General features: G+C 59.3%; 12 protein-coding genes. 3 read left to right on the top strand and 9 right to left on the bottom strand.

What is annotated here, in order from left to right; all coding sequences use genetic code 11:
• Positions 1-34: 34 nt before the first annotated feature.
• Entirely contained in the window at positions 35-457 is a 423-nt protein-coding gene (locus tag ACEN8E_RS29965) for a PA0061/PA0062 family lipoprotein (RefSeq protein WP_495590914.1), read from the bottom strand.
• 59 nt (positions 458-516) lie between these two features.
• Between ACEN8E_RS29965 and ACEN8E_RS29960 the strand changes: the two genes are divergently transcribed.
• A complete protein-coding gene (locus ACEN8E_RS29960) occupies positions 517-1,614 on the top strand; it encodes an aminopeptidase (RefSeq protein WP_495590913.1) in 1,098 nt (365 codons plus the stop codon).
• On the opposite strand, the gene ACEN8E_RS29955 is transcribed toward ACEN8E_RS29960, so the two are convergent.
• The 4 genes from ACEN8E_RS29955 to ACEN8E_RS29940 form a co-directional block, all read right to left on the bottom strand.
• Positions 1,596-2,825 carry a nucleoside recognition domain-containing protein gene (locus tag ACEN8E_RS29955; RefSeq protein ID WP_495590912.1) on the bottom strand — a complete coding sequence of 410 codons (1,230 nt, stop codon included), beginning with the start codon at positions 2,823-2,825 and terminating at the stop codon, positions 1,596-1,598. The two genes, ACEN8E_RS29960 and ACEN8E_RS29955, sit on opposite strands and share 19 nt — an antisense overlap.
• 117 nt (positions 2,826-2,942) lie before the next feature.
• Positions 2,943-4,274: a glutamate/aspartate:proton symporter GltP gene (gene gltP, locus ACEN8E_RS29950; protein WP_495590911.1), complete on the bottom strand. Its 1,332-nt coding sequence runs from the start codon at positions 4,272-4,274 to the stop codon at positions 2,943-2,945.
• A gap of 711 nt (positions 4,275-4,985) precedes the next feature.
• Entirely contained in the window at positions 4,986-5,150 is a 165-nt protein-coding gene (locus ACEN8E_RS29945; RefSeq protein WP_003170804.1) for a DUF1328 domain-containing protein, read from the bottom strand.
• Between the two features lie 71 nt (positions 5,151-5,221).
• Entirely contained in the window at positions 5,222-5,509 is a 288-nt protein-coding gene (locus ACEN8E_RS29940) for a hypothetical protein (RefSeq protein WP_495590910.1), read from the bottom strand.
• A gap of 439 nt (positions 5,510-5,948) precedes the next feature.
• On the opposite strand from ACEN8E_RS29940, the gene algB reads away from it, so the two are divergent.
• Both algB and ACEN8E_RS29930 read left to right on the top strand, forming a co-directional pair.
• On the top strand, positions 5,949-7,295 hold the full coding sequence (gene algB / locus ACEN8E_RS29935) for a sigma-54-dependent response regulator transcription factor AlgB (protein WP_495590909.1): 1,347 nt from the start codon (positions 5,949-5,951) through the stop codon (positions 7,293-7,295).
• A gap of 10 nt (positions 7,296-7,305) precedes the next feature.
• On the top strand, positions 7,306-9,096 hold the full coding sequence (locus ACEN8E_RS29930) for a KinB sensor domain-containing domain (RefSeq protein ID WP_495590908.1): 1,791 nt from the start codon (positions 7,306-7,308) through the stop codon (positions 9,094-9,096).
• Between the two features lie 7 nt (positions 9,097-9,103).
• Here ACEN8E_RS29930 and ACEN8E_RS29925 read toward each other — a convergent pair whose 3' ends face one another.
• From ACEN8E_RS29925 to ACEN8E_RS29910, 4 genes are all read right to left on the bottom strand, one after another.
• Entirely contained in the window at positions 9,104-10,717 is a 1,614-nt protein-coding gene (locus tag ACEN8E_RS29925; protein WP_495590907.1) for an EAL domain-containing protein, read from the bottom strand.
• A 76-nt stretch (positions 10,718-10,793) separates the two neighbouring features.
• On the bottom strand, positions 10,794-11,573 hold the full coding sequence (locus tag ACEN8E_RS29920) for an N-acetylmuramoyl-L-alanine amidase (protein ID WP_495590906.1): 780 nt from the start codon (positions 11,571-11,573) through the stop codon (positions 10,794-10,796).
• Positions 11,574-11,665: 92 nt separating this feature from the next.
• A complete protein-coding gene (locus ACEN8E_RS29915; RefSeq protein WP_495590905.1) occupies positions 11,666-13,636 on the bottom strand; it encodes a GGDEF domain-containing protein in 1,971 nt (656 codons plus the stop codon).
• Entirely contained in the window at positions 13,633-14,511 is an 879-nt protein-coding gene (locus ACEN8E_RS29910) for an endonuclease/exonuclease/phosphatase family protein (RefSeq protein WP_495590904.1), read from the bottom strand. The genes ACEN8E_RS29915 and ACEN8E_RS29910 overlap by 4 nt, the downstream gene beginning before the upstream one ends.
• Positions 14,512-14,516 lie beyond the last annotated feature (5 nt).

Here is a 14,516-nt window from a genome sequence, read left to right as displayed (position 1 = left end):
TCCCAAGGGGATTATGCATTTAGCATAACGCCGATCAGGTGTGTTGACAGCCCGCTGGCTTGCCTTGGCCAATCACTTTTCGCTGCTGATCGTAGAGTTTCGCCCAAGGCCGAAAACCAATGTTTCCCGCCTGTAGCTCATAACGCTCACCCGCGTTGAAGTCGTTGAATTTCACGTTCAACTGGCAATCGCGCCACAACGGCTCGGCGCCGGGACCGATGTTGGTGGGCTGGACCGGAAACTTATAGCGGACTGTCAACTCATGGCTACCGGGCTGGACCTGGAAATAGCGTTTATCGTCAGTGGCCTTGTTATCGACCTCCAGCGCCTGCAGCGCCGTATTTTTCTGCTTTGAGCCCAGGTCGATCCAGGCTTGCGCCGGATCAGGGCGAGGTATTCCGAAACCAGCACAGCCGGCCAGAAACAGCAGGCCACCCGTCAGTACCAACATGCGCATAGCGGAGCTCCATTCAAGCGGGATAGTCTTGTGCAAAGACTCTCCAAGGAAGAATTATTGTGTTCAGGCCGCTTCCTAGCCTTGGTTTACTTGATCGCGTTTTTCGCGTTTTGTTTCCGTGTGCGTTGTTTTTGTTGCTCAACGGTTGCGCCAGCGTCAGCTATTACAGCCAATTGGCCAGCGGCCAACTGCAGTTGCTGCGGGCCAGGGAGCCTGTTTCCAGTGTGATTGCCGACCCGGCGCGCGATGAAAAACTGCGTACTCACCTGGAGCAATCGCAGAAAGCCCGAACGTTCGCCAGCCGGCAATTGCACCTGCCGGATAACCAGAGTTACCGCTTGTATGCAGACATTGGGCGGCCCTTCGTCGTCTGGAATGTCTTCGCTACGCCGGAGTTTTCCCTCAAGCCTGTAGACCACTGTTTCCCCGTTGCCGGTTGCGTGGCCTACCGCGGTTACTACAGCCAGAGTGCCGCCCGCGGCGAAGCGGCTGTGCAACGCTTGCAGGGCATGGACGTGTCGATTGGCGGCGTCGAAGCGTATTCGACGCTTGGCTGGTTCAATGACCCGATCATCAGTTCGATGATGGGCTGGGGCGATGAGCGACTGGCCACGCTGATCTTTCACGAGTTGGCCCATCAGCGTTTCTATGTGAAAGGCGACACGGAGTTCAACGAATCCTTCGCCACTTTCGTCGAACAGGAAGGTACTCGCCAATGGCGCGCGTACCGCAACCTGTCTCCCGTCAACAATGCGCAGGCGCGTCAGCGCGACCAGTTCACCGAATTGGTGCTCAAGACCCGCACCCGGCTGGAACAGCTCTACACCACGCCGTTGCCAACCGAACAAATGCGCCAGCACAAGGCGGCCGAGTTCGAGCGCTTGCGCAGCGAATACCGGCAATTGCGCGACCGTCAGTGGGCTGGAGACAAACGCTACGACGCCTGGGTCTATGCCCCCATGAACAATGCCCGGCTATTGCCGTTTGGTTTGTACGATCAATGGGTACCGGCATTTACCACGCTGTTCCATCAGGTGGATGGCAACTGGCTGCAGTTTTATGCGGCCGTGGAGAAGCTCGGCGCCTTACCCACGGACCAGCGCAAAGCAGCGTTGAAAACCTTGGCTGAGGGCACCATTCAACCAAAGAACCAGTAGCAAACCCCGATTGAACCCAGCACCCCGGCAAGCTCCGCCAGCAATGCACAGCCAACTGCATGGCGCGCGCGCTGGATGCCCACGGCGCCGAAATACACCGCCAGGACATAGAACGTGGTCTCGGTGCTGCCCTGGACCGTTGCCGCCACCAGCGCCGGGAAGCTGTCTACGCCCGAGGTCCTCATGGTTTCAATCAACATCGCCCGGGCGGCGCTACCGGAGAAGGGCTTGACCATCGCCGTCGGCAACGCATCGACGAAGCGCGTGTCCCAACCGGCCCACGCCACCAGATGGCGAATCCCGTCCAGGCCGAAGTCCAGTGCCCCGGAGGCGCGTAGAACACCTACGGCGCAGAGCATCGCCACCAGGTAGGGCAGCAGGTTCTTGGCGACGTCGAAGCCCTCTTTGGCGCCTTCGACGAAGGCCTCGTAGACCTTCACTTTGCGTAGCGCACCGATCAGCAGAAACAGCATGATCAGGCCAAACAGCGTCAGGTTGCCGAGGATCGATGACAAGCCGGCCAGCGCGGTCGCCGAAAGGGTCGCCAGCAATGCCATGAAAGCACCGAGGGCGAGGGCGCCGGGGATCAGGTAAGCCAGCACCACGGGGTCCCAGATGCGCAAACGCTGCATGAACGCCACCGACAGGAATCCGACAATGGTCGAGCAACTGGTTGCCAGCAGGATTGGCAGGAACACCAGAGTCGGGTCAGGCGCGCCTTGCTGGGCGCGATACATGAAGATGGTCACCGGCAGCAGGGTCAGCGAGGAAGCGTTGAGCACCAGGAACAGAATCTGTGCGTTGCTGGCAACGGTAGCGCTGGGATTGAGCTCTTGCAGCGCCTTCATGGCCTTGAGGCCGATCGGCGTGGCGGCGTTGTCCAGGCCCAGGCCATTGGCGGCGAAGTTAAGGGTGATCAGGCCAATGGCCGGATGACCCGGCGGAACTTCAGGCATCAGGCGCAAGAACAGCGGCCCCAAGGCCTTGGCCAACCATTCGACGATCCCGGCTTTCTCGGCAATGCGCAGAAAACCGAGCCAGAGAGTGAGGGTACCGAACAACAGCACCATGACTTCGACCGATAGCTTGGCCATGGCAAAAATGCTTTCCACCATCGCCGCGAATATCCCGGCGTTACCTCCAATCAGCCACTGGGCCAGCGCCGACACGGCTGCCACGATGAAGAAGCCAAGCCACAGGCCATTGAGCATCAGTCAAATCCCCCAAAAGATCCGCGAATGATAGCGGGGTGACCAGAAACGACAAACCCCGAATTTCTTCGGGGTTTGTCTGTTATTGCCTGCAGCGCTCCCACAAGGGGTGTCGCATCAGTTCTTGGAAACTTCACCCACCGGCAGTTTTTCCTTGCTGCGCCAGTGCGGCAGGGAATTCCAGTAGCGCTGGCCCTTGGCGTCGTCGTACATGCCTTCCCAACGAGCGATAACCAGAACGGCCAGGGCGTTGCCGATCACGTTCAGTGCAGTACGGGCCATGTCCATGACGCGGTCGACACCGGCGATGAACGCCAGGCCTTCCAGTGGAATACCGACGCTGCCCAGGGTGGCCAGCAGTACCACGAAGGACACGCCCGGTACGCCGGCGATGCCTTTGGAGGTGACCATCAACGTCAGTACCAGCAGCAGTTGCTGGCTGATCGACAGGTCGATGCCATACAGCTGGGCAATGAAGATCGCCGCGATGCTTTGGTACAGGGTCGAACCGTCGAGGTTGAACGAGTAACCGGTCGGCACCACGAAGCTGCAAATGGCTTTCGGCGCGCCGTAGGCTTCCATCTTCTCGATCACGCGCGGCAGCACGGTTTCGGAGCTGGCGGTGGAGTAGGCCAGCACCAGCTCATCCTTGAAGATGCGCATCAGCTTGATCACCGAGAAACCGAACAGGCGAGCGATCAGGCCCAGGATCACGAAAGCGAAGAAGGCGATGGCGAAGTAAACCAGGATCACCAGTTTGGCCAGCGGTATCAGCGACGCGAAGCCGAAGTTGGCCACTGTCACCGCGATCAGTGCGAACACGCCGATCGGGGCGTAGTTCATGATCATGTGAGTGACCTTGAACATGCTTTCCGATACGCCCTGGAACATCTTCACCAGCGGCTCGCGCAGGTCCGCCTGCAGGCTCGACAAACCGAGACCGAACAATACAGAGAAGAAGATGATCGGCAGCATTTCACCGCGAACCATGGCTGCAAAGATGTTCGACGGGATCAGGTTGAGGATGGTTTCGATGAACGCGTGTTCATGCTGAACCTCGGCCGCCGTGGCCTGGTACTTGGAAATGTCCACAGTGCCCAGGGTGCTCATGTCGATGCCGGCACCCGGATGGAACAGGTTGGCCAGCAGCAGACCGACCACGATGGCGATGGTGGTGACGATCTCGAAGTAGATGATGGTCTTGAAGCCGATGCGCCCCAGCTTCTTGGCATCACCAACGCCGGCAATGCCGACGATCAGGGAGGAGATGACGATCGGGATCACGATCATCTTGATCAGACGGATAAAGATATCGCCTGCCGGTTGCAGGACATTGCTGATCCACCAGGCTTTTTCGGCACTGAAATGGTTGAGCAGCGCACCGATTGCAATCCCCAATACCAGACCGATGAGGATCTGCCAGGCGAGGCTAAGCTTTGCCTTCTTCATATCTTTACCCTTACTTGTTGTTTGACTCAGGGAGATGCACGAACTGGAACGCTTATGGCGAAAAAGTCCAGTGCATCTACCCCCCGTATAAGGTGCCCCGGAACGCGTAGTGACGGCTCTCTGGCAGGCGAAAAAAGGCGCAACTATTCCGATGCAAGGAAGCGCCGTCTAATGCCGTAAACGCCTACCCCATGCCGAATCGGCATGAGGTTTTTTTACTGAAAGCGACGTCGCAATCGGTTCGAATACGACATTTCAGCAGGCATAAGTGCCGTGAACCGGTCATCACAGAGCAGATTGAATGTTTTTTGAGCAGTGGCTGAGCGTTGATTTTTCAGCAGAATCCCGCAGGGCGAAGCGAAAAATCACAGCCAAAGAAAAGGGATTTTTCTCGATATACGGTCGCTGGTGAAACACCAGGACAAGTATTTTGCGGCGTAACAGGGACTAGAAAGCGATAACGCTGGTGAAACCGAAACGAGCGCTCTATTTCAATGTGTTGCGTGATCAAGCCCTTCGCAAGTCCGTCGAGCCATGGCGGCCCGACGAACTTGCGCAGCAGCTTTTCCTGACCCGGCCCTTGCGCAGGTACTCCCTGTACCCGTAGGTCACTCCGCCCCTGAAACAGGCAGAACATCCCGACCCCTTGGTCATGCGCCAGCCTTCCTCAGGTGACGCAGGTGGAAGGAGGCACCGTGGCCTCCTCTCGTATCAGCCTCGACCGCGACGGCCAAAGAAGAAGGAGGCAATGAACATCACCAGGAACACGACAAACAGAATCTTGGCGATACCCGTGGCGGTGCCCGCGATACCACCGAAACCCAGTACGGCGGCAACGATGGCGATGATCAGGAATGTGATTGCCCAGCTCAACATGGTGATTCTCCTTACGCTTCTGTTTAGAGGTGCTACGTTTCCCGGCGCATCGGGTGCGGCGGAAGTTTTGCCTAGAACACCCAACGCTCTTGATGACGCACCTCACCCACAGGCCCGGCCTGGTCGACATCCATCATGCGCATCGGAGGGCTATCGGCCTGGCCGCTGCTGACAACGCTGAAATGGGTTTGGGTCGGATGCTGAGCCGACAGGAACGATGCTTCCGGCTGCCGACTCAGCTCCCAGCGCAGAAACTGCTGGCCGCCGATCAGGGTGATCAACAGCGCCAGAACAGCAAACAGTCCTTGCAGGATATGCACAGGCGACAGGTGCAGGCGGGCGGCACGTTGACGGTTCATCCTGGAGCTCCTACCACTCGGGTCGGTATTCGATAGCGGGCGTTTGTCTTTGAATGCCCTGGTTAACCAGACAATTGCAGCGCGCATGCCAGCTTTGACTCCAAATAATCTCCTTTTATTTCAATACCTTATGACAACCAATGAAATCACCTCGCGCGCATCCTGCACGATGCCACGGGTGCAGTCGTGCGTATTGCACGATTCGCCTGAAGGGAAGGTGTAAATTTTTTGAATTGAGAGAAGGGCGCGGATGTCAGAAATACAGGCTGTCCACTGTCAGGAGCCGGGCATCTACTAAAGGACCCGCATAACCGGGTGGCCAACCGATACATCGGATGAAAGCTACTCTGCCATGACAGCATTGGCTCAGAATCAATCATGCAACTTGCCCGATTTTTCCGGGCCTAAATAAAGATCATTCATTAAGGAGCGCAGGAAAATGGAATCAGCCACAGAGCATCAAGGCCGCATTCTGCTGGTGGATGATGAGTCCGCTATCCTGCGTACCTTCCGTTATTGCCTTGAAGACGAAGGCTACAGCGTGGCCACCGCCACCAGCGCCGCGCAGGCAGATACCCTGTTGCAGCGCCAGGTCTTCGACCTGTGCTTCCTCGATTTGCGCCTGGGCGAAGACAACGGCCTCGATGTGCTGGCCCAGATGCGTATCCAGGCGCCCTGGATGCGGGTGGTGATCGTCACTGCGCACTCGGCCGTCGACACGGCGGTGGATGCGATTCAGGCCGGTGCCGCCGACTATCTGGTCAAACCGTGCAGCCCCGATCAATTGCGCCTGGCAACCGCCAAGCAACTGGAAGTGCGGCAACTGTCGGCGCGACTGGAAGCCCTGGAAGGTGAAGTGCGCAAGCCCAAGGATGGCCTGGACTCCCATAGCCCGGCCATGAAAGTGGTACTTGAAACCGCCCGTCAGGTTGCCACGACCGATGCCAATATCCTGCTTCTTGGTGAATCCGGTACCGGCAAGGGCGAACTGTCCCAAGCCATTCACGGCTGGAGCAAACGCGCGAAGAAATCCTGCGTCACGATCAACTGCCCGTCGCTGACCGCCGAACTCATGGAAAGTGAACTCTTCGGCCACAGTCGCGGCGCCTTCACCGGCGCCAGCGAAAGCACCCTGGGCCGAGTCAACCAGGCTGACGGTGGGACGCTGTTTCTCGACGAAATCGGCGATTTTCCCCTGACATTGCAGCCAAAGTTGCTGCGTTTCATTCAGGACAAGGAATATGAGCGCGTCGGTGATCCGGTGACCCGACGTGCCGATGTGCGCATCCTTGCGGCCACCAACCTCAATCTTGAGGACATGGTTCGCGACGGTCGCTTCCGCGAAGACCTGCTCTATCGCCTGAATGTCATTACCTTGCACCTGCCACCGCTACGCGAACGCCGTGAAGATATTCTCAACCTGGCCGATCGTTTCCTGGCGCGCTTCGTCAAGGAGTACGCCCGTCCCGCGCGGGCCTTCAGCGACGAGGCCCGGGAAGCGCTGCTGAGCTATCGCTGGCCGGGCAACATCCGCGAACTGCGCAACGTGATCGAGCGGGCGAGCATCATCTGTCCGCAGGAGCGGGTCGAGATCAGTCATCTGGGCATGGCCGAAACCCCGGTCAACAATGCACCTCGCATCGGCGCGGCATTGAGCCTGGACGAGCTGGAAAAGGCCCATATCGGCGCGGTCCTCGCTACCGCCGACACGCTGGACCAGGCGGCCAAAACCCTGGGCATCGACGCCTCGACGCTGTACCGCAAACGCAAGCAGTACAACTTGTGAGCAATAGCCGATGAAACTGGCGATGAAATTGCGAACCCGGCTTTTCCTGAGCATCTCCGCCCTGATCACCGTCGCCTTGCTCGGGCTCTCGCTCGGGCTGGTCAGCGTGATGCAGATGGCCGGCAGCCAGGAAGCGCTGATCCGCAGCAATTTCATCACCCTGGATCTTGGGCTCAAGCTGCGTCAGACCCTGGGTGACCAGTTAATCATCATGCTGAGTGAGAAACCCGACTCTGCGGCCTTCGCTGCCTCGAAACAGCATTACTTCGAACTGCTCGAACAAGGCATTGCCCAGGAACCGGCAGAAACAGGAGGCGAATACGGTTTCAGAAAAGCCAAGGCCGATTACGAGCGCTTTATCCAGGCTTATGAAGCATCCCCGGACAACTCGAATGTGCTCAGCAACCAGGACGACCTCACGGACAAGTTCAACGCACTGCGCAATGGCCTGATCGCCGAGCACAAGCGCGCTCTGGATAACATCAACGATACCGAGCGCCAGGCCCGGGAGCAGGCACTGCTGATTGCCGGGTTACTTGGCCTGGTGGGGCTGGCGGTGCTGATCATCGGTTTCGTGACCGCGCAGGCCATGGCCCGGCGTTTCGGTGAGCCCATCGAGGCCCTGGCCAAGGCGGCGGACAATATCGGACAGGGCAATTTCGATGTCACTCTGCCGATCTCTTCGGCGATGGAGCTGAACCAGCTGACCCGGCGTTTCGGGATCATGGCCCAGGCGCTGCGTGAACATCAGGCCACCAACGTCGATGAGTTGCTGGCCGGTCAGCAGCGTTTGCAGGCTGTGCTCGACAGCATCGACGACGGACTGCTGATGATCGACCGCCAGGGCCACCTGGAACACCTTAACCCCGTAGCCCAGCGTCAACTGGGCTGGGAGTCCGATCGCCTGGGCCAAGGGTTGGGCACGGCGCTGGAGCGCCCCGAACTCGATGAGCAGCTGCAACTGGTGCTGCGCGGCGGCACGCTGGAGCGGGCGCCGGAAGACTTGAGTGTCGAAGTCGACGGCGAGTCGCGACTGCTGACCTACAGCCTGACCCCGGTCAGCCATACCCAGGGCCATATTCTTGGTGCTGTGATGGTGCTGCATGACGTCACGGAACAGCGTGCCTTCGAACGGGTGCGCAGCGAATTTGTATTGCGCGCCTCCCATGAATTGCGCACACCGGTCACCGGCATGCACATGGCCTTCGGATTGTTCCGTGAGCGCGCACACTTTGCCGCGGACTCCCGGGAAGCCGACCTGCTCGATACCGTGAATGAAGAAATGCAGCGGCTGATGCAGTTGATCAATGACCTGCTGAATTTCTCCCGTTACCAGAACGGATTGCAGAAACTCACCCTGGCGCCTTGTTCCATCGAAGGGTTGCTGGAACAGGCTCAGTCACGCTTTGCCACATCGGCCAAAGAGAAGGAAATCAGTCTGTTGGTGGAAGTGCAGGGGCCTTTGCCGCGACTGCAGGTCGACCAGCCACAGCTGGACCGGGTACTCGACAACCTACTCGACAATGCCTTGCGTCATACCGGTTCCGGCGGGCGGATACGCCTGCAGGCCCGACGCCACGGCGACCGCGTCATCATCAGTGTCGAGGACAACGGCGAAGGCATTGCCTACGGTCAACAGGGGCGGATCTTCGAGCCGTTCGTGCAGGTCGGACGCAAGAAGGGCGGGGCCGGGCTCGGCCTGGCCTTGTGCAAGGAAATCGTGCAATTGCATGGTGGGCGGATGGGCGTCTATTCAAGGCCGGGGCAGGGTACCCAGTTCTACATGGCGCTGACCGTTTAGATCGCGTTCACGCTTCGTCATCCAGGCGTCGACCAGCCAGGCGTCGCCCCCGGGTAATCAATTCAATGAACTGAACCGCACTCAACGCGTGGGCGAACAGCCAGCCCTGGCCGAACTTCACGCCTTCACTGCTCAGGAACTCGGCCTGGGCCTCATGTTCGATGCCCTCGGCAATCACCTTCAGGTGCAGTGACTGGGCCATATGAATGATGTGCGGGGCCACACCGCTGCTGGCGGCGTCATGACCCAACGCATCAATGAACGCCTTGTCGATTTTCAGGCAATCCACCGGCAGGGTTTGCAAATAGGCGAGGCTGCAATAGCCGGTGCCAAAGTCATCGATCAACACCTGGTGCCCGACATCCCGCAAGGACTGCAGGTTTTCCCGGGCCACCACAACATCGACCAGCCCGCGCTCGGTGACCTCAAAGGCAATTTGCCGCGCAGCGACGCGGTGCAGGGTCAGCAGCCTCGCCATCACCTGGCCGATACGCGGAACCATCACATCACATGCCGCGAGATTGACCGAGATATACAGATGCGGATTGGCACGCAGCAACTGGCCGAGTTGCTCGAGCAGGCGTTGCAGGACAAAGTCCGTCATCTGGCGAATCTGCCCGGTATTCTCCGCCATCGGAATGAACAGGTCGGGACTGGTCAGGGTACCGTCCGGCCTGCGCCAGCGCAGCAGCGCTTCAGCCCCGACACAGTTGCGGCTATCGAGGTCGAAGATCGGTTGATACAGCACCTGCAACTCGCCACGGCGAATCGCGCCGGTCAGTTCGGCGTCCAGCGACTGCCGCTGGCGCACCAGCAGAAACACCAGGAACCCAACGCATATGCCCAGCGCCAGGCTGGCCGGCAGCAGCCACCACCAGACCGCCGGGATATGCATACCGCTACGCGGGCTGATCAACACCAATTGATACTCCGGGTTGTCGGTAGGCATGCGGTATATCAGGCGCGTCTGGGTGATCTGCAGTGCATCACGGTTTTTGGGGGGCCAGGACTCGACCGGTGGCCAGATCTGAGTAGCGCCCAACACCGGAATTGCGCGCGCACCATGGTCCAGGACAACCAGCAGACTGCTGCCCGGAGACAGGTCGACCATATCGGTCAAATGCCCGCGAGAGGTTGCGACCCGGAAATTCCCGCGTCCGAGCATCAGCGCGGCGCGGTTTTCATCGGGCTCGGTGGTGGTGTTGAGCCAATAGCTGTAAGTCGGGCCTTTGATGTCCGGCGATCGAATCAGCGACAGTCCTTCCTGGCGAGGTCGATTGGAGCAGATTCGCGAGGAGTCCATGTAGGCAGCTTCGTAGACGAAGCGATAATTGAACGTAACCTGTTGCAGGGTCGCGATCATTTCAGCATCGCAGCCGCGCAACGGTTGCGCTTCAAGGTCGTCAAGGCTTTCACGCAGTTGCCCGAAGAGCTGTTCCAGGCGGGCGAGGAAGCGCTCACCTTGAGCATTCATTTCTTCGCTTTCGTTTTGCTCGACCTGGTGTATGGCGACGAACAGGCTGCCAGCCATCAACAACGTTGCGCTCAAGACAGCCGACATCAGCCCCAGAAACCAGGGGCGATGGAACCAACCAAGGAAGGTCTCTCGAGCAGCAGTCATTGTGCAATATCCGAAGTATTACCAATGAGTTATAGCTGCTGCTTGGGAAAAAGCCCTGACCGTCGGGCGGGCGTCATTATTTTGTCTGATTCAACACCAAAAGTAGCGCTGCAGTTTGCGCATCCGGAGTGCCATCGAAGCGCGCCGGGCGGAAATGCATCTGGAATGCCGCTATCACATGCCGTGTTGCGACATCGAGCTCGCCAGTTTGTGGCGAGGCATAACCCAGGCGGGCCAATTGCGCCTGGAACCAGCTGATGCTCGGCAACTGCTCGGCGAACTGCGTTTGCTGGCGCGCCACCAACTGCTCGTTCGGCCAGATGCCCACGCCTTCGGCGGCCAGTCGCTTCCAGGGGAACAGCGGCCCCGGGTCCAGTTTGCGCAACGGTGCAATATCGCTATGGCCGATAATGTCACGAGGCCTTATGCCGTGGCGTTTGCTGATGTCCTTGAGCAATACGATCAACGACCGGACCTGATCTTCGGTGTAGGGATACCACACGCGCCCGGTCGGAGTGTCCTTGAAGCCCGGGTTGACGATTTCGATACCGATGGAGCTGGAATTCAGCCAGGTCCGGCCATTCCACTCGCTCTCCCCGGCGTGCCAGGCCCGCAGGTTTTCATCCATCAGCTTGTAGGTGGTGGCGCCCTTGTCGTCACCGATCAGGTAATGGCTGCTGACTTCACCATGGGTCAGTAGTTGCAACGAACGCTCCAGCGAGGCATTGGTGTAATGCACCACCACAAATTGCACGCGGCTGTCGTGATTGGCCGAAGGGTGGCTGGTGTCGTAACGGGGGCCGCTGGCACAGCCGGCCAACAATACCAGTGAGACGATCAGAGCAAAATATTTCATGGCAAAGGCAGTACACACAAGACAATAATGCAACAGTGTAACGTAATGCCTGGCGGGCTGACGGTATTCAAACAAAATGGAACAATTGACGATCAGCCCGGTTCCACCCGGTTGCGGCCGGCATTTTTTGCGCGATACAACGCCTGGTCGGCTCTTTTAAGCACTTGATCGCTGTGCTCACCCGACCTGAACGCCGTCATTCCGATAGATACGGTGACGGTCACCGGCTCGCCCTTGAAGTGGAACGGGCAGGCCTCAATGGAGGCACGCAAGCTTTCCAACAGCTTCAGCCCAGCCGCTGGCACCGTGGATGGCATCAACAGCACAAACTCTTCACCGCCAAACCGGGCAATGAAATCCGATCCGCGCAGGCGCTTGCGCAACACGCTGGCAATGATTTTCAGCACTTTGTCACCGGCCAGGTGCCCGTAGTTATCGTTGATGCGCTTGAAATGATCGAGGTCGAGCATGGCCAGCATCAGTGTGTTGCCATGTTGCTGCCATTGTTTGACTTCATGATCCAGGCGCTCGCTCCACGCCGCGCGGTTGGGCAGGCCGGTCAACGGGTCGACCAGTGCTTTCTGACGCTGCTCTTCAAGGTGCTCGCGATAACCTTGGGCCTCCTGCTCCATATGGGCGACCCGTTCGGCCAGGCTGTGCAGGCGTGCAGCGACCTCTTGCTCGCGCTCATCGCGCTGTTTCTGGTGCTGGTCCATGGTGCCCAGCAAGCCTTCAAGATGGTTTTCCAGGACGTGTTTGAGATCCTCCAGGTCCGCAGCTTCCTGCATGCTGCTTTGCAAGCCATCGACCTGCTCACGGATCTGCGTGTCCATCTGCCGCGCCGCCGAACGGTTGTCGGCATGCCCTGCAGTGGCGGCCTGCAAGTTGCTCTGGAACGATTCGAGGCGCTCGTTAAGTCGTTGCAGATAGGCTTCGAATTCGTGCTGGCCGCTGTCGGTAATGGCCAGCATCAACGTGGCGAAGTCGTCGAGAATAGGCAGCAATTCGTACCAGTTCAGACCGTTTTTCAGACGATCGCGCATGGATTCGGCTTGCGGGCGATGGCGTTCGGGCAATGTCAGGTCTTCAAGCAGACCCAGCAGCGTGTCTTCGATGTGGCTGGCCACCGAACTGTAGGAGGGCTCGGGGGAATCCGGGAGTGCGTAGAGAATGTCGTGCCCGGATTGCACCTGATCGGCGGTGACCACGTCCTGCGTCGGAATCGGAGGCAAGGACGCGCTATCCGGCGACGCTTGCGCAGTCAGTTCATCGGGGTTGGCTTCCGAGGCCGGTTGCTCGGCCGATTCGATTTCTGCCCCGACGGCACTGGCTGGATGAGGTTCCACAGCCGGAGGTGCGACAGCCGGGGCTGCCGGCCCGGTTGACACCGGCTCGCCTTCAACTCGCTCGGCAGCGGGTACCTCGAAGATTGCCGGCTCAATCACGACCGGGGCCGACTCGATAATTCCAGTGGAGCTCTCGGCTACAAGGGCAGCCGACGCAGGAGAAGTCGCCGTCGAGGCCACCATCTCCTCCGCTTCACGACCACCGAACAACCGCTGCAGCAAACCCGGCCGACCAGGTTCCGTCGGCGTCTCCAGCTGGCTCAAGGCCTTGCCTTGCAAGCCACTCAGCTCGCTGAGCAACAACGGTATCTCACGTGCCTGACTGACCCGCGCATCCAGTTGCCTGGCGAAACTCTTGAGTGGCCGGCTCACATCCCGTGGCAGCGGTAACGTTTGCAGTTGAGTGACCAGTGCTGCCAGGGCGGCACTGGTCTGGTTGACCCGGGTTTCCCGACGCTGCTCCGAGTCGAGCACAGCTTTTTCCAGGCGTGGAATCAGCGCGGCCAGGCCGGCATCCATGTCGTCGGTACGCACGACCTCGCGCATTTCCTTCATGCATTGGTCAACGGCGCGGTCCGTGCCTTCCGCCGCCAGCGTGCTACGCACCAGCCCACGACGCAGCAAGTCGAGCCGCGCGTCCCAGCGACGTTCGAGCTTTTCCTGGTGTTCGATGCTTTTGAGGTATTTTTCTTTCCAGCGCAGTGCTTCGTCGCTCATTCATGGGATCCGCGAGGGGCAGGACTCAACGCGGGCAATGCATCGACCGTGAGCGAACCCGGCAGACGAATCTCTACCGCGACCGGCAGGTGATCGGAAATAGGCTGTGCCAGCACCTCGACCTTTTCCAGGGTCAGGCTCGGGCTCAGCAGGATATGGTCCAGGCAGCGCTGTGGGCGCCAGCTGGGGAACGTCGCTTCCAGTTGCGGCGCGAGCAGGCCGAGATCGCGCAACGCGGAGTTTTGCAGCAGGTCATTGGCATGGGTGTTCATGTCGCCCATCAGTACCTGGTGCTTGTAGTCGCCAATCAGGTCGCGGATGTAGGCCAGTTGCAGGCTGCGCGCCCGGGCGCCCAACGCCAGGTGCATCATGACCACCACCAGCGCTTCCGGACCTTCGCCGAACCGTACCAGTATGGCTCCGCGGCCCTTTGGCCCCGGCAAGGGATGATCTTCAATGGCCCACGGGCGCAATCGGCTGAGCACGCCATTGCTGTGCTGGGCCAGGCGACCGAGATTGCGATTGAGTTGTTGATACCAATAGGGAAAGGCGCCAAGTTGCGCCAGGTGTTCAACTTGATTGACGTAGCCTGATCGCAGGCTGCCGCCATCGGCCTCTTGCAAGGCGACCAGATCGAAGTCACCCAGCAGATGGCCGATTTTCTGCAGATTGTCGGCACGCCCGGTGTGTGGCAGCAGATGCTGCCAGCCCCGGGTCAGGTAATGCCGATAGCGCTCGGTACTGATACCGACCTGGATATTGAAACTGAGCAAGCGCAGACGACTGTCTGCGGGCAAGCCCGCGGACTCCAGATGATGTTCGTTGACCCGCGGATCATGCAGGCCAACGACGCGTTCAGTACCCCATCGGCGCATGGCAG

Source organism: Pseudomonas sp. Pseusp9 (assembly GCF_059491265.1).
This window is presented reverse-complemented; position numbering and strand designations above follow the sequence as displayed.